At 65.8% G+C, this 15,356-nt stretch carries 15 protein-coding genes; 6 read left to right on the forward strand and 9 right to left on the reverse strand.

Annotated features, from left to right (window positions below; genetic code table 11):
• Window positions 1–79: 79 nt before the first annotated feature.
• Both VE759_RS06660 and VE759_RS06665 read left to right on the forward strand, forming a co-directional pair.
• On the forward strand, window positions 80–355 hold the full coding sequence (locus VE759_RS06660) for a YciI family protein (RefSeq protein ID WP_324929432.1): 276 nt from the start codon (window positions 80–82) through the stop codon (window positions 353–355).
• Window positions 356–479: 124 nt separating this feature from the next.
• Window positions 480–1,526, forward strand: a complete 1,047-nt coding sequence (locus VE759_RS06665; RefSeq protein WP_324929434.1) for an NAD(P)-dependent alcohol dehydrogenase — start codon at window positions 480–482, stop codon at window positions 1,524–1,526.
• Here the strand turns inward: VE759_RS06665 and VE759_RS06670 are convergent.
• The 3 genes from VE759_RS06670 to VE759_RS06680 form a co-directional block, all read right to left on the reverse strand.
• Entirely contained in the window at window positions 1,523–1,858 is a 336-nt protein-coding gene (locus VE759_RS06670) for a DUF3349 domain-containing protein (RefSeq protein ID WP_324929436.1), read from the reverse strand. The two genes, VE759_RS06665 and VE759_RS06670, sit on opposite strands and share 4 nt — an antisense overlap.
• Before the next feature lie 144 nt (window positions 1,859–2,002).
• Entirely contained in the window at window positions 2,003–2,977 is a 975-nt protein-coding gene (nrdF, locus tag VE759_RS06675; RefSeq protein ID WP_324929438.1) for a class 1b ribonucleoside-diphosphate reductase subunit beta, read from the reverse strand.
• Between the two features lie 179 nt (window positions 2,978–3,156).
• On the reverse strand, window positions 3,157–3,822 hold the full coding sequence (locus tag VE759_RS06680; protein WP_324929440.1) for a helix-turn-helix domain-containing protein: 666 nt from the start codon (window positions 3,820–3,822) through the stop codon (window positions 3,157–3,159).
• Window positions 3,823–3,922: 100 nt separating this feature from the next.
• On the opposite strand from VE759_RS06680, the gene VE759_RS06685 reads away from it, so the two are divergent.
• A complete protein-coding gene (locus tag VE759_RS06685) occupies window positions 3,923–5,521 on the forward strand; it encodes an MFS transporter (protein ID WP_324929442.1) in 1,599 nt (532 codons plus the stop codon).
• Between the two features lie 69 nt (window positions 5,522–5,590).
• Here VE759_RS06685 and VE759_RS06690 read toward each other — a convergent pair whose 3' ends face one another.
• The gene (locus VE759_RS06690) at window positions 5,591–6,331 is read right to left on the reverse strand and encodes a TetR/AcrR family transcriptional regulator (protein ID WP_324929492.1); all 741 of its coding nucleotides are present in this window, start codon (window positions 6,329–6,331) and stop codon (window positions 5,591–5,593) included.
• A 145-nt stretch (window positions 6,332–6,476) separates the two neighbouring features.
• Here VE759_RS06690 and VE759_RS06695 point away from each other — a divergent pair, with 145 nt between their 5' ends.
• Window positions 6,477–7,661 (forward strand): NAD(P)/FAD-dependent oxidoreductase, encoded by a 1,185-nt coding sequence (locus VE759_RS06695; protein WP_324929444.1) that lies wholly within the window; start codon window positions 6,477–6,479, stop codon window positions 7,659–7,661.
• A 12-nt stretch (window positions 7,662–7,673) separates the two neighbouring features.
• Here VE759_RS06695 and nrdE read toward each other — a convergent pair whose 3' ends face one another.
• From nrdE to VE759_RS06715, 4 genes are all read right to left on the reverse strand, one after another.
• The gene (gene nrdE, locus VE759_RS06700; protein ID WP_324929446.1) at window positions 7,674–11,075 is read right to left on the reverse strand and encodes a class 1b ribonucleoside-diphosphate reductase subunit alpha; all 3,402 of its coding nucleotides are present in this window, start codon (window positions 11,073–11,075) and stop codon (window positions 7,674–7,676) included.
• A complete protein-coding gene (gene nrdI, locus VE759_RS06705; protein ID WP_324929448.1) occupies window positions 11,042–11,497 on the reverse strand; it encodes a class Ib ribonucleoside-diphosphate reductase assembly flavoprotein NrdI in 456 nt (151 codons plus the stop codon). The genes nrdE and nrdI overlap by 34 nt, the downstream gene beginning before the upstream one ends.
• Window positions 11,498–11,507: 10 nt before the next feature.
• Window positions 11,508–11,750: a redoxin NrdH gene (locus tag VE759_RS06710; protein WP_324929450.1), complete on the reverse strand. Its 243-nt coding sequence runs from the start codon at window positions 11,748–11,750 to the stop codon at window positions 11,508–11,510.
• 427 nt (window positions 11,751–12,177) lie between these two features.
• Window positions 12,178–12,753, reverse strand: a complete 576-nt coding sequence (locus VE759_RS06715) for an NAD(P)H-dependent oxidoreductase (RefSeq protein ID WP_324929452.1) — start codon at window positions 12,751–12,753, stop codon at window positions 12,178–12,180.
• An 88-nt stretch (window positions 12,754–12,841) separates the two neighbouring features.
• On the opposite strand from VE759_RS06715, the gene VE759_RS06720 reads away from it, so the two are divergent.
• Window positions 12,842–13,438 carry a helix-turn-helix domain-containing protein gene (locus VE759_RS06720; protein ID WP_324929454.1) on the forward strand — a complete coding sequence of 199 codons (597 nt, stop codon included), beginning with the start codon at window positions 12,842–12,844 and terminating at the stop codon, window positions 13,436–13,438.
• A 10-nt stretch (window positions 13,439–13,448) separates the two neighbouring features.
• A complete protein-coding gene (locus tag VE759_RS06725) occupies window positions 13,449–14,513 on the forward strand; it encodes a DNA polymerase IV (protein ID WP_324929456.1) in 1,065 nt (354 codons plus the stop codon).
• Here VE759_RS06725 and VE759_RS06730 read toward each other — a convergent pair.
• Window positions 14,510–15,355 carry an SDR family oxidoreductase gene (locus VE759_RS06730; protein WP_324929458.1) on the reverse strand — a complete coding sequence of 282 codons (846 nt, stop codon included), beginning with the start codon at window positions 15,353–15,355 and terminating at the stop codon, window positions 14,510–14,512. The genes VE759_RS06725 and VE759_RS06730 overlap by 4 nt on opposite strands.
• Window position 15,356 lies beyond the last annotated feature (1 nt).

A 15,356-nucleotide genomic window follows, 5' to 3' on the forward strand; every position in this document is an offset into this window, starting at 1 on the left:
CAAGGCGTGGTGGCCGCCCGAGGCGTCGTCGCCGACCTGCGCTGGGTCAATGCGCCGATCAACTAGTTGAGGTGCCGACGTGTTTCATGTGTTGAGGCTGACCTACTTGCAGCCGCTGGACGTCATCGAGCAGACCCGCCCCGCCCACGTCGCGTGGCTGCGGCAGGAGGTCGAGGACGGCCGGCTGATCCTGGCCGGCAGGCAGGAGGATCAGTCCGGCGGCGTGCTGATCACCAGTGACATCAGCGCCGACGAGGCCGACCAGATCATGGCCAGCGACCCGTACCAGCAGGCCGGGGTGGTGCGCTACGAGCGGATCGGGTTCAACGGGGCCTTCCGCGCGCCCGGGCTGTGACCGGTCACACGCCGACAATTGGCTGGGACCGGGATTACCCGCGACGCAACTCCTGTTGTCCGTGCGATAGTGGCGCACGGTAGCGCCGCATTATGCGTGTCAGAGCATCCACGGGGAGCAATCAATGAGCACTGTGTCCGCCTATGCAGCGATGTCGGCGACCGAGCCGCTGATCGCGACGACGATCGAGCGCCGCGAAGTCGGCCCGCACGACGTGGCCATCGCGATCAAGTTCGCCGGTATCTGTCACTCCGACATCCACACCGTCAAGGCGGAGTGGGGTGAGCCGCGCTACCCGGTCGTACCCGGCCACGAAATCGCCGGCGTGGTGACCGAGGTCGGTCCGGACGTCACCAAGTACAAGGTCGGCGACCGCGTCGGCGTCGGCTGTTTCGTGGACTCGTGCCGCGAATGCAGCAGCTGCCGTGCGGGACTCGAGCAGTACTGCAAGCGCGGCATGACCGGTACGTACAACGCGATCGGCAGGGACGGCCGGCCGACGCAGGGCGGGTACAGCGGCGCGATCGTCGTGGACGAGAACTACGTGGTGCGCATCCCGGATGCGATCCCGCTGGATGCCGCCGCGCCGCTGCTGTGCGCGGGAATCACCACATATTCGCCGCTGCGGCACTGGAATGCCGGAGCGGGCAAGCGAATCGCGGTGATCGGTCTCGGCGGGCTGGGCCACATGGCGGTCAAGCTGGGTGTCGCGATGGGCGCCGATGTCACCGTGTTGAGCCAGTCGCTGAAGAAAATGGAGGACGGCCTGCGGCTGGGCGCAACCGCGTACTACGCCACCGCCGATCCCGACACGTTCAACAGGCTCGAGCACTCGTTCGACCTGATCCTCAACACCGTGTCGGCGAACCTGGATCTGCCCAGCTACCTGCAGTTGCTGGATGTCGACGGCGCATTCGTGGAGCTGGGCCTGCCCGAGCATCCGATGACCGTGCCGGCCTTTCCGTTGGTGAGCATGCGGCGCAGCCTGTCGGCGTCGATGATCGGCGGCATCGCCGAAACCCAAGAGACGCTGGACTTTTGCGCCGGACACGGCGTCGCGCCGGAGATCGAGGTGATCCAGCCGGATCACATCAACGAGGCCTACGATCGCGTGCTGGCCAGCGACGTGCGGTATCGCTTTGTGATCGACACCGCGTCGCTGGCGGCCTAATCGCCGGAGGTTGCGTTCGAGCCGACGCCGGCGAGCGGCCAACCCGCGGCGGCCAGCTTGGCGGCGACCCGGTTGATGTCTTCGGATGCGGCGTCGCGGTGGGTGACGTCGGAGATGAACGCTTCGATCTCGTCGCGGTCGATGGGCCCGTCTTGGACAGCGGAGGACTCGTCGGCGGTGATGTTGCGAACGACCTCCTTGATCTGGTCTTGGGTCAATGGGGTGGACCGCAGCAACGCGAGCAGCGGCACGCGGTCGGGGCCGGGCACACCGTCGGGGTAGCCGGTGCGCAGCCATTGCAGGATCGAGCCGAAAAGCGACGTGGTGATCACGCGCCAAGTGTCGTTGCCGCGCATGACATCGCGCCACGGCGGGGCCGCACAGTTCGTCGGTCATTCATCGGTCGTTTACAGCCCCCGCACGGTTCGGCGCGTTTGGAGAATTCGGCCGCGCGCTTGGAGGTTCAGCGAATCGCTTTAGAAGTCCCAGTCTTCATCGGTGGTGATGACGGCCTTGCCGATCACGTACGAGGAGCCCGACCCGGAGAAGAAGTCGTGATTCTCGTCGGCGTTGGGCGACAGCGCCGACAGGATGGCCGGATTCACGTCGGTCTCGTCGCGCGGGAACAGCGCCTCGTAGCCGAGGTTCATCAGCGCCTTGTTCGCGTTGTAGCGCAGGAACTTCTTGACGTCCTCGGTCAGCCCCACCTCGTCGTAGAGATCCTGGGTGTACTCGACCTCGTTGTCGTAGAGCTCGAACAGCAACTCGTAGGTGTAGTCCTTCAGTTCCTGCTTCTTGACCTCGTCGACCAGCGCCAGCCCGCGCTGGTACTTGTAGCCGATGTAGTAGCCGTGCACCGCCTCGTCGCGGATGATCAGCCGGATCATGTCGGCGGTGTTGGTCAGCTTGGCCCGGCTCGACCAGTACATCGGCAGGTAGAAGCCGGAGTAGAACAGGAAGCTCTCCAGCAGCGTGGAGGCCACCTTGCGCTTGAGCGGTTCGTCGCCACGGTAGTACTCCATCACGATCTCGGCCTTGCGCTGCAGGTTCGGGTTCTCCTCGGACCAGCGGAACGCGTCGTCGATCTCGGCGGTCGAGCACAGCGTCGAGAAGATGTTGCTGTAGCTGCGGGCGTGCACCGACTCCATGAACGCGATGTTGGTGTAGACGGCCTCCTCGTGCGGCGTCAGCGCGTCGGGGATCAGGCTGACCGCGCCCACGGTGCCCTGGATGGTGTCCAGCAGCGTCAGACCGGTGAACACCCGCATCGTCATCTGCTTCTCGTGGGCCGTCAGCGTGCCCCAGGACGGGATGTCGTTGGACACCGGCACCTTCTCGGGCAACCAGAAGTTGCCGGTGAGCCGGTCCCACACCTCGGCGTCTTTGTCGTCCTGCAGCCGGTTCCAGTTGATCGCCGAGACGTGGTCAATCAGCTTCAACTTCTCGCTCACCAGGACCCCACTCCGCAGTCAATGCCTACGACCCGAACACTACGCCTGGGGGCCGACAACCTCCGGGACCGCAACACGTTGTGTTTTCGTGTCGACGCCGAAGCCGGAGAGGCGGTACTCCGACAGCCGCACTTTGCCGGTGGCGAGACTTTGCGGGTGGCGAGCCACGCACCGGATGCTCAGCGCTCGGCGGTCAGCAACGCGATGGAGCGGCGCAGCTGCTGCTCCGGCGGAGCCGGTGGCAGCGGGCCGTGGGGCCGGGCCCGAAACGCGTCCAACGCCAGCGCCGCGAAGCGTCGCCAGGCGTCGGGGGCCGCGTCGCCGGTGGCCTTCAGCACGCCGCCGTTGGCCAGCAGCATCACGATGATGTCGGCGACCACCAAATCCGGCCGCACGCTTCCCTCGCGCTGGCAGCGCGACATCAGCACCTTGAGCTTCTCGACGGCGTCGTTGGTGCGCTGCTCGATCACGCTGGTGGCGGGGAACTCCGTGGTCAGCAGGTCGCGAAGGCCGGCGTCACGGGCCTGCAGTTCGCACAGCTCGAAGATCAGCGTGCGAAATCCGTCCCACGGTCGCGGGTTGGCCAACGCCCGGTCGACCGCATCGGTGTAGCGGGACATGTTGCGTTCGAACGCCGCGGCGGCGAGGTCGGCGCGGGTCGGGAAACGCCGATACAGGGTGGCGACGCCGACCCCGGCGCGTCCGGCGATCTCCTCCAGCGGCACGGAAATCCCACGTTCGGCGAACAGCTTGGCGGCGGCGGCCAGGATCCGGTCCCGGTTGAGTTTTGCGTCGGCGCGGAGTGGCCTGGCTCCCTTTTCGCGCGGCGCTGCGCCTGAAATCACAGCTCCATGGTAACGAAAGAAGTGGAATATCGCATCCACTTCTGCGTATCTTGGCGAGGGTAAGTGGCAGTAACCCTCCACATAGAGAAACGGAGCAAACATGGCCGTGACATTGACCACCGCACCGCCCGCCCACGGTCACCGCCATCGGGCGCCGGCCCGAGCCAGGTTGCGCGGCAACCCGTGGTGGACGCTGGTCGCGGTCTCGCTCGGCGTCATCATGGTGGGTCTCGACGCATCCGTGGTGGCGATCGCCAACCCGCGCATCGCGATCGACCTGCACGCGTCGCTGGCGGATCTGCAATGGATCACCGACGCGTACATGCTGGCGCTGGCGTCGCTGCTGATCCTGGGCGGAAAACTCGGCGACCGGTTCGGCCGTCGGCAGATGTTCTTCGTCGGCGTGGTCGGCTTCGCCGTGACGTCGGTGGGCATCGGCATGATCGGCACGGTCGGCGGTGTGATCGCGTTGCGCACGCTGCAGGGTGTCTTCGGCGCCCTGCTGATGCCGAGCACGCTGGCGATCGTGCGCAGCACATTCCCGTCCGAACGGCTCAACACCGCGGTCGGAATCTGGGGTGCCGCATCGGGCGTGTCCATCGCGGCCGGCCCGATCGTGGGCGGCCTGCTGGTCGAGCACGTCAGCTGGCAATCGGTCTTCTACATCAATGCGCCGATCGGAGCCGCCGCGCTGTTGGTCGGCGCGCTGGCGATCGTCGAGAGCCGCAGCGAGCACGCCGAGCGGATGGACGTGGCGGGCATCGTGACGCTCAGCGGAGGCTTGTTCCTCGCCGTTTACGGCCTGATCAAGGCGCCGCACTGGGGCTGGCTGGACGCCAAGACGCTGGCGTTCCTGAGCGGAGGCGCGCTCGTCCTCGCGCTGTTCGTGCTGGTCGAGTTGCGGGCCGCCGAGCCATTGCTGCCGATGCGCTTGTTCGCCAACCGATCGCTGTCGATCGGCACCGCCGTCGTCGTGATCAACTTCTTCGCGCTGTTCGGCGCGACCTTCTTCATGTCGCTGTACCTGCAGAACGTGCAGGGGTTCAGCCCGGTCGAGGCCGGTGTGCGCACGCTGCCGCTGAGCGTGGCGCTGATGGTGGCGGCGCCACTCAGTGGCGTGGTGACCGAGAAGTTCGGGCCGCGCCCGGCGATGGTCGCCGGACTGGCCGCGGTCGCGGCGGCGCTGTTCTCGCTGACCTACCTGCACACCGATTCCGGCTACGCGGCGCTGTGGCCGGCGTTCGTGCTGCTGGGTGCGGGCATCGGCCTGGTGCTCACGGCGAGCTCCGACGCGATCATCGGCAACGCCAGCGTCGACGACGCCGGGCTGGCCGGCGGCCTGCAGAGCACCGGGGTGCAGCTGGGCGGGGTGCTGGGCACGACGATCCTCGGCTCGGTGCTTTCCAGCCGGGTGGGTTCGGTGCTCGTCGGGCAGCTCACCGGCGCCGGCACGCCCGCGCCGATCGCGGAGAAGCTGACCGCGGCCAACGAGCTGGTGGCTCAGGGGCTGGCGCCCGAGATCCCGGGGATGCCGGCCGCGCTGGCGCGGGCCGTCGCGACCGGAAGCCACGGCGCGTTCATGTACGGGTTGCACACGTCACTGCTCGTCGCCGCGATCATGGCGGCCGTCGGCGCGGTGCTGGCGACGCTTGTGCGGCGCGGTGAGAACGCGGGCGCGGCGGTGGCCGTCGGGCACTGAGTGCCCGGCCGTGTACGGGCGGATGGCGGGGCCGGATGGGCCGGATGGCGGGGCCGGATGCGGTGGCGGTCAGGCGACGGGCTGGCTGCGCGGCACCGCTTCGTGGATCGGCAGCTCGGGGTCGATCCTGATGCCGAGCAGCTCGGCGGTGCCGTTGATGGCGCCGAGCATGATCGTCGTCATGTGCGTCACAAACTTCTCCGGCGTCATCCGGCGCGGACGGTTCTCGTCGGAGCCCAGCCACCAGTCGGTGGCCGACGCGGCCGCACCGAACGTCGTGAAGGCGGCCAACTCGATCGCCGCGCGGTCGAGTTCCATCTCGCGCAACTCGTTGTTGAACATCTCGGCCATCGCCAGGGTGATCTCGCGGCCCTCCCGGAGGGCGCGCAGCGTGGACTCCGATTGTTCGGCGAAGCGACCCTGAATCAGGAAACGCACCACATTGGGGTGCTCATCGACCAAACGGACGTACTGTTCGACGCTCTTGCGGATGACCTCACGAGCGGGGTCGATGCTCAAGTTGATCGTGGGGAAGATCTCGGCCCACAGCATGTCGCGAAGCCGCTCCCCGATCGCCTGGAACAGATCGGACTTGTCGTTGAAGTGCCGGTAGATCTTGGGCTTGGCGGTTCCGGCCTCCTCCGCGATCTCGCGGACGGACAGCTCGGGCCCCCGCTTGTCGATGGCCCGAAACGCGGCGTCGACGATCTCGGCGCGCACCTTCTTGCGGTGCTCGCGCCAGCGTTCGCGGCGTGCGTCGAGCTTCACACCGTCCGGGCCCGGGGAGCCCGCCTTGGGTATGGCCGGTATGCGCACGCACTCACTGTACCCGGACAACACCCGCTGACCTGGTCGTGAGGCGCGCCTACCCGGGCCCTACCGGGCTCGGCGGGCCCGCCGACCTCGGGTGCCGGTACGGTATGGGCGACGTCCGAACCAGCGAGGAGCTGACTTGGTGACGCAGCAATTTGATCTGGCGGTGGTGGGCGGCGGGCCCGCCGGGTCGGCCGCGGCTTGGCAGGCCGCGCGCATGGGCGCGCGGGTGGTGGTGCTCGACAAGGCCGAGTTCCCGCGCGACAAGCCCTGCGGTGACGGCCTGACCGCGCGCGCGGTCAGCTACCTGCAGAAGATGGGCCTGGCCGACGAGGTGTCCGAGTTTCACCGCGTCAACCGGGTCAGGGTGTTCAGCCCGAGCGAGTGGGAACTGTCCTTCCCGCGGCGCCCCGGCATGCCCGATCACGGCCACGTCGTCCGTCGCCCCGAACTCGACACGCTGCTGGTCAAGCACGCCGAGTCGGCCGGCGCCGAGGTGCGTCAATCCGCCGAGGTGGTCGGGCCGGTCGTCGACGACAACGGCCGGGTGACCGGCGTGACGCTCAAGAGCGGCGAGCAGGTGAGTGCGGACGCGGTGATTGCCGCCGACGGCGCCTACTCGCCGATCAAGCGGGCGCTGAAGCTGGACTCGCAGTACAACGGCTACTCGGCGATCGCGATCCGCGCCGAGATGTCGGCGAACCGACCCGACACCGACAGCCTGGACATCTACCTGAAGCTGGCGTTTCGGGGCGATCAGCTGCCCGGCTACGGCTGGGTGTTCCCGCTCGGCAGCGGCCGGGTCAACATCGGACTGGGCTACGTCAACAGCTACAAGCACTGGCAGCAGATCAACGCCACCCAGTTCCTCGGCGAGTTCCTGCGGACGCTGCCCCGCGAGTGGGAGCTGCCGCCGATCGAGGAGTTGAAGAAGTCCAAGACGGTGCGGGCGTGGCGGCTGCCGATGGGCTTCACGGCGTGGCCGCCGTGGCGGCCCGGAGTGCTGTTCACCGGCGACTCGCTGGGTGCGGGCAAGCCGGCCAGCGGCGCCGGCATCTCCAAGGCGCTGGAGTCCGGACTTGCCGCCGGCGAGTGCGCGGTGGCGGCGTTGCAGAACAGCGGGCCCGACGACTTCACCAATTACGCGCAGCGCATGGAGGCCGCTTGGGGCCGCGAGTACCGGCGGGGGCGCTACTTTCACAAGCTGGCCGGCATCCCTGCGGTCGCCAACACCGGTATCAGGCTGCTCGACAACGGGCGGTTCCGCGATGTGTTGCTGCGGATGATGTACAAGAAGGCCCAAGGCCCCGAGCACCGCTACAAGTAGGTTCGCGCCGTCCTACAGCATGCAGCTGACGCAGCCCTCGACCTCGGTGCCTTCCAGAGCCATCTGGCGCAAGCGGATGTAGTAGAGCGTTTTGATTCCCTTGCGCCAGGCGTAGATCTGCGCCTTGTTCACGTCGCGGGTGGTCGCGGTGTCCTTGAAGAACAGGGTCAGGCTCAACCCCTGGTCGACGTGCTGAGTGGCCGCGGCATACGTGTCGATGATCTTCTCGTAGCCGATCTCGTAGGCGTCCTGGAAGTACTCCAGGTTGTCGTTGGTCATGTACGGCGCCGGGTAGTAGACGCGGCCGATCTTGCCCTCCTTGCGGATCTCGATCTTCGACGCGATCGGATGGATCGACGCCGTCGAGTGGTTGATGTACGAGATCGACCCGGTCGGCGGAACCGCCTGCAGGTTCTGGTTGTAGATGCCGTGCCGCTGCACCGACGCCTTCAGCGTTCGCCAGTCCTCTTGGGTCGGAATGTGAATGCCGGCGTCGGCGAACAACTGTCGCACCTTCTCGGTCCTGGGTTCCCACACTTGGTCGGTGTATTTGTCGAAGTACTCCCCCGTCGCGTACTTCGACCGCTCGAAACCCGTGAAATACGTTCCGCGTTCGATCGCGATCCGGTTCGACGCCCACAGCGCGTGATACAGCACCGTGTAGAAGTAGATGTCGGTGAAGTCGATGCCCTCTTCCGAGCCGTAGAAGATGCGTTCGCGCGCAAGGTATCCGTGCAGGTTCATCTGTCCGAGGCCGATCGCATGCGAATCGTTGTTGCCCTGCTCGATCGACGGCACGGACCAGATGTGGGTCTGATCGGACACCGCGGTCAGCGCGCGGATCGCGACCTCAATGGTCTGGGCGAAATCGGGCGAGTCCATGGTCTTCGCGATGTTCAGCGACCCGAGGTTGCACGAAATGTCCTTGCCGACTCTGGCATACGTCAGGTCCTCGTTGAACACTGACGGTGTCGACACCTGCAAGATCTCCGAGCACAGGTTGGAGTGGGTGATCTTGCCCTCGATCGGGTTGGCCCGATTCACCGAGTCCTCGAACATGATGTACGGGTAGCCCGACTCGAACTGCAGCTCGGCGAGCGTCTGGAAGAACTCGCGCGCCTTGATCTTGGTCTTGCGAATCCGAGGGTTGTCGAGCATCTCGTAGTACTTCTCGGTCACCGAGATGTCGGCGAACGGGAGCCCGTAGACGCGTTCCACGTCATACGGCGAGAACAAGTACATGTCCTCGTTCTTCTTGGCCAGCTCGAACGTGATGTCGGGGATCACCACGCCGAGGCTGAGCGTCTTGATCCGGATCTTCTCATCGGCGTTCTCCCGCTTGGTGTCCAGGAACCGGCAGATGTCGGGATGATGGGCGTGCAGGTAGACCGCGCCGGCGCCCTGGCGCGCGCCCAGCTGGTTGGCGTAGGAGAACGAGTCCTCGAGCAGCTTCATGATCGGGATGACGCCCGAGCTCTGGTTCTCGATGTTCTTGATCGGCGCGCCGTGCTCGCGAATGTTGGAGAGCAGCAACGCAACGCCGCCGCCGCGCTTGGACAGCTGCAGCGCCGAGTTGATCGAGCGGCCGATCGACTCCATGTTGTCTTCGATGCGCAGCAAGAAGCAATTGTGCACGACCGTGCCACGAATCGTGTAGGTGTGTGTGCCCTCGACGTGAAGGTTGTACACCATGTCCGGCACTTCCTGCGTACGCGTCAGTTCGCGGAGTCCGTACACGTGCCGCCCATGCACGACCTGGTACCTCGTGCGCGAGGACCCCTTCATGCCCACGTAGTTGTGCAGGTTCTTACCGATATCGAAGATGAACTCTTCGTTGATGCCGGGCAGCCCGGGCACGAATACCTGCCCAGTGACATTGCCCGCCTGATTGATGTACTGGCGGACTCGGGAAACGATGCCCTGCCGTCGCAGAATCAGCTGGACCTGATCGACCAATTCGGGGTTGACCAGATCGAGCATCATCCCACCGGTGGTAGTGCACCCGTCCCCACGGAACAAACCAGCCAATAAGCCACGCTGGAACTCGTCGTCGGCTGTCAAGACGTCGTGGGACAAACGCTTCGTGCGGTATCCCGTGCCGACCATGGAGAGGAACAACGACGCCACGATCTTGCTGTTACACACCATGCGCACCGACTGGTCCGACACACTTTGGTGGACGGACAGATCGGCCGCGAACACTCGCTTGAATGCCGCCGCCAGCTCCTGCTGGTACTCGAGTTCGTGTGTGCCGATCGTGAAGTGGATGCCATTGGGCAATCTGGCGCCGTCCGGTCCGGATCGCTTCGAGGTGTGGCCTTCGGCCACGTACCAACCGAGGATGAGGCCCAGGTCGTAGGATTCCTCGACATAACGGTTCACCGACACGAATTTCATGCGGTGGCGATGCTTGCTCCGGTGCTTGGGGTCGGCGTTCACCTTGCGGATGAGACCGTCGACGTCTTCGTATTCGCCGGATCCGACATAGTCCATCAAGTCGTGTACACGCCGCTCGCGTCCCTCAAGCGGCGCCGCCGTCACGATGAAGTCCGTGGCATGGACGTCCTTGGCAGCCAGCCAGACGAATCCGTTGAACGGGTCGGCACCGTCACCGTCGATGAGCGTCTGCACCTCGCGCGTGGTCCAGACAAGGATCGGATGCTCGGGCGTGCACAGGATCGGTTCCTTGTGCCCGAAGTGTGAGATCGACACCAGCGCTTGGTCGTTGGCGTTTTCGACGACGGACTCGACCACGGCGAAGGATCCGTCGTGCGACAGCACCCGGTCGCCGGCCTGCAACGTCTCGATCGCCTTCGGGCCATCGGGAGTATCCACTGGAGTCCCGGCTGGGAAACAAGAAACTGGCTCACCGCGCTGCTTCTTGCCCGAGTTGAGGAACGTCGGCGTGGCCGGCTGGAACCGGCCGTCGATGATCTCGTCGACCAGCTTCTCGGCCAGCGCGGTGTCGCCGGCGGCCAGCGTCAGCGCCACCATGCAGACGCGGTCCTCGAACCGCTCCAGATACCGCTTGCCGTCGAAGGTTTTGAGCGTGTAGGAGGTGTAGTACTTGAACGCGCCCAAAAACGTCGGGAACCGGAACTTCTTCGCGTAGGCCCGATCGATCAGGCTTTTGACGAAGTTGCGGCTGTACTGATCGAGAACCTCGCGCTCGTAGTAGTTCTCCCGGATCAGATAGTCGAGCTTCTCGTCCATGTCATGGAAGAAGACCGTGTTCTGGTTGACGTGCTGCAGGAAATACTGGTGAGCGGCTTCGCGGTCCTTGTCGAACTGGATTTTGCCATCGGCGTCATACAGATTCAGCATCGCGTTGAGCGCGTGGTAATCCGTCTCGCCGGGCAGCGCGGTGTGCGAAGTGGTCGCTACCGGCTCTGCAGCTGTAACGCTTGGGGGCACGTCTGGTCCTTCCAGAAGTCAGCGAGACCCGCGCGGACGGCACTGACGTCATCCTCGGTTCCCATGAGTTCGAAGCGATACAGGTACGGCACGTCGCACTTGCGGGAAACGACCTCGCCCGCATAGCAGAACTCCGCACCGAAGTTGGTGTTGCCGGCCGCGATGACCCCGCGGATCAACGACCGGTTGTCTTCGTCGTTGAGGAACGCGATGACCTGCTTGGGCACGTAGCCGCCGGCGTTTACGTCGGGAGTCGCCCGGCCGCCGCCGTAGGTCGGCAGCACCAGCACGTACGGCTCGTCGACGCGGATGCGGCCGTGCAGCGGTATCCGGCTAGCCGGCAGCCCGAGCTTGCGCACGAAGCGATGGGTGTTCTCCGACACGCTGGAGAAGTACACCAGCGCGCCGCTGCCGACAGCCACGGACATCTCCTTACGCGGTAACCGCCGTCAGGCCGGCGAGTGTCTTGATGCGATCGGGGCGGAAGCCCGACCAGTGATCGTTGCCGGCCACCACGACCGGCGCCTGCAGGTAGCCCAGTGCCATCACGTAGTCACGTGCCTCGGGCACCTCGGTGATGTCGACGACGTCATAAGAGATGCCCTGCTTGTCCAACGCCTTGTAGGTGGCGTTGCACTGCACGCATGCGGGCTTGGTGTACACGGTGATGGTCATCTGCGGTACGGCTCCTCAGCGAAACGTGACATGGACATGGCTTACTACGCTGTTGCTGTATTCAGCAGACCGCCGGGCCCCGAAATTCCTGCCTGCCGGACCCTCGTCACCGGCGGGTGGCCGGTGATTTCCGCGGCCCGGCCGACCTGCGAACCGCGGGGTCTGTCGGTGTTCCAGACACTACACCTAGTGGCCGACATCCAGAAGGCATACAACATATTCTGAACAACATTCATGAAATTCCCTGGTCGTAAGCAATGCGCCCGATGCGCGACGGCGTGTCGCAGGTCACATTTTGGTGCAGGACACCCTACGTTGACATCACTACCACGCGGCACCGACAAGATGCCCGGCGACGACCCCGCACAGCAAAGCCGCCGACGAGCCAGAATTGTGACTCGCCGGCGGCCGCGTTGAGACCTCGGGCTCAGCCCACCTCGGAGGCGAGCTTGGTCAGCACGTCACCCAGCTCGGCCACCACGTAGCCATTCTCCCGCGGCGGCTTGCCCTCCAGCTTCGCCGCGGGCAGTGATAGGGAGACGTCGACGACGTCGGCCCCGGCGATGCCGAACGACTTGCGTGCCTCGTCGTGGGCCCACACGCCGCCGTACTGGCCGAGCGACGTGCCTACCACGGCCAGCGGCTTGCCGTTCAGCGCACTCTGGCCGAACGGCCGAGACAGCCAGTCGATCGCGTTCTTGAGCACGCCGGGAATGCTGCCGTTGTACTCCGGCGACACGACCAGGATCGCGTCGGCGTCCGCGACCGCGTCGCGCAGCGCGGTCACCGATGCGGGCACGTCGGCGGGGTTGTCGATGTCCTCGTTGTAGAACGGCAGTTCGCCGAGGCCGCCGCCGACACCGGCATAGACGCTCGCCGTGATGCCGTCCGACGCCGTCTCGACCGCCAGCTCGGCGAACTGACGGTTCAGCGACGCGGCCCGCAGGCTGCCCACCAACACCAAGATCTTGGTTTCCGACACTGTTTCCGACACTGTAGACATTGCACCTTCCTTCGCGATCCAGAGTAGGTATCGCACAGGTCAACCGGACTATGGTCCAGATTAATCCCCGCTGAGCTAAAGTGCAGTCATGGCCGTGCGTGAACTGCCGGTGTCCGGGCAGGTGCCGCAGGAGCGCGGCGACGCCGCTCGGAATCGGGCGTTGCTGCTGGATGCGGCGCGGAAACTGGTCGCCGAACGCGGCGCCGATTGCATCACGATGGATGAGATCGCAGCGGCCGCAGGTGTGGGCAAGGGCACACTGTTCCGCCGGTTCGGCAGCCGCGCCGGGTTGATGTTGGTGCTGCTCGACGAGGACGACCGCGCATTCCAAGAGGCGATGCTGTTCGGCCCCCCGCCGCTGGGGCCCGGCGCCGCGCCGACCGACCGCCTGGTGGCCTACGGCCGTGAGCGGCTGAAATTCGTGCACACCCACCGGGCGCTGCTTGCCGACACGGTCCGTGACCCGCAGACCCGCTACAGCCCGCCGATGATGGTTCAGCACACGCACGTGCGGGTGCTATTGCAGGCCGCGGGCACGACCGGCGACGTGGAAGCCCAGACAGAGGCGCTGCTTGCGCTGCTCGACGCCGACTACGTCCAGCACCAGCTCACCGACCACGGCCGGACATTGGACGAGCTCGGCGACGCATGGGAAAGCCTGGCCCGCAAGCTGTGCGGCCGGTGAACAGCCGGCGATGAGCGCCGCCGGGCAGAGCCGACAGCCCCGCTGGATACTGCACGTCGACCTGGACCAGTTCCAGGCGGCGGTGGAAACGCTTCGCCACCCGGAGCTGGCAGGACTTCCGATCATCGTCGGCGGCAACGGCGACCCGAACGAACCACGCAAGGTCGTCACCTGTGCGTCTTATCCGGCGCGCAAGTATGGCGTACACGCCGGCATGGCTCTTCGCACGGCCGCCCGCAGGTGCCCGGATGCGACGTTTCTTCCGTTGGACGCGAAGGCCTATGACGCGGCATCCGAGCGGGTGATGGACCTGCTGCGCGGGCTCGGTTATCCGGTTGAGGTGTGGGGCTGGGATGAGGCCTATGTCGGTGCCGACGTCGACGATCCGGCCGAGCTGGCCGAACGCATCCGCACCACGATCGCCGCGGAAGCGCGGCTGTCGTGTTCGGTGGGCATCAGCGACAACAAACAGCGCGCGAAGGTCGCCACCGGCTTCGCCAAGCCGGATGGCGTCTATCGGCTCACCGACGCCAACTGGATGATGGTGATGGGCGATCGGGAAACCGACGCGTTGTGGGGCGTCGGGCCCAAGACCGCGAAAAAGCTTGCCGCAATGGGCATTTCCACCGTCGCGCAGCTGGCCGCAACCGACGCCGACACGCTCACCGCAGCTTTCGGCCCGACGACGGGCCTGTGGTTGCTGCTGCTTGCCAAGGGCGGCGGCGACACCACCGTGAGCGCCGAGCCCTGGATGCCGCGCTCCCGCAGCCACGTCATCACGTTTCCCCACGACCTCACCCGGCGCGACGAGATGGAATCCGCGGTAACGGAATTGGCGCAACGCGCGCTCGCCGAAGTAGTGGCCGAGTCGCGGATAGTGACCCGAGTCGCGGTGACCGTGCGCAACTCGGCGTTCTTCACCCGCACCAAGATACGCAAATTGGCGGAGCCGAGCACCGACCCCGACGTCGTGGCGGACGCCGCCCTGCGGTTGCTCGACTTGTTCGAACTCGACCGACCGGTAAGGCTTCTCGGCGTGCGGCTGGAGTTGGCGCCGCCACCCGGTGGCTATTAGTGCGCCGGCCGCAGCATGCGGGTGAAGACCACGTTGGCCCGCCGCATCGCTACGCTGTACGGCCACCACATCGTGCGCTTGAAGAGATACAGTGCGCGAATGTCGTTGGACGTGTAGATCAAGAAGCGGTTCTTGCGCACGCCGCCGAGGATCTTGTCGGCGACGGTCTCGGCTGACACCGCATGACCGGTGAACCGCTCGACCCACCGCTGCACCCTGGGGTTGTCCCGGTCGACACCGGCGATCTCCACCGTCTGCACCAGCGGCGTGTTGACCGCGCCGGGTACCACCACCGACACCCCGATGTTGTGGCGGGCCAGGTCGAAACGCAACACCTCCGACAGCCCGCACAGTCCGTATTTGCTCGCACTGTAGGCCGCGTGCCACGGAAACGCGATCAGCCCGGCAGATGACGACACATTGACCAGATGGCCGCCTCGCCCGGCGGCGATCATCGGCGGGATGAACGTCTCGATGACGTGGATGGGGCCCATCAGGTTGATCGAAATCATCGAGCTCCACTGTTGATGTGTGAGCTGATCCACTGTCCCCCAGGCGGATACGCCGGCAATGTTCATCACCACATCCATGCTTGGATGGCGGGTGTGGATGTCGGCTGCGAAGCCGGCCACCTCGTCGTAGTCGGCGATGTCCAACGCCCGATGTGCGGGAACCCGTGCCCCCAGTGCGCAGGCCTCGGCGACCGTCGCGGCCAGCCCGTCGGCGTTGCGATCGGTCAGATACAGTTCGGCCCCGCCGGCGGCCAGCTTCAGCGCGGTGGCGCGTCCGATGCCGCTGGCGGCTCCGGTCAGGAAGCACCGCTTGCCGGCAAATGTGTCCATG

The organism is Mycobacterium sp. (assembly GCF_035640695.1).
Lineage (GTDB): Bacteria > Actinomycetota > Actinomycetes > Mycobacteriales > Mycobacteriaceae > Mycobacterium.

Excerpts from the sequence above, each read along its gene's own strand:
- VE759_RS06720 (WP_324929454.1), top strand. The coding sequence starts at position 12,842 with ATGGCCGTGCGTGAACTGCCGGTGTCCGGGCAGGTGCCGCAGGAGCGC.
- VE759_RS06685 (WP_324929442.1), top strand. The coding sequence starts at position 3,923 with ATGGCCGTGACATTGACCACCGCACCGCCCGCCCACGGTCACCGCCAT.
- VE759_RS06710 (WP_324929450.1), bottom strand. The coding sequence starts at position 11,750 with ATGACCATCACCGTGTACACCAAGCCCGCATGCGTGCAGTGCAACGCC.
- VE759_RS06730 (WP_324929458.1), bottom strand. The coding sequence starts at position 15,355 with ATGGACACATTTGCCGGCAAGCGGTGCTTCCTGACCGGAGCCGCCAGC.
- VE759_RS06715 (WP_324929452.1), bottom strand. The coding sequence starts at position 12,753 with ATGTCTACAGTGTCGGAAACAGTGTCGGAAACCAAGATCTTGGTGTTG.
- VE759_RS06665 (WP_324929434.1), top strand. The coding sequence starts at position 480 with ATGAGCACTGTGTCCGCCTATGCAGCGATGTCGGCGACCGAGCCGCTG.
- VE759_RS06725 (WP_324929456.1), top strand. The coding sequence starts at position 13,449 with ATGAGCGCCGCCGGGCAGAGCCGACAGCCCCGCTGGATACTGCACGTC.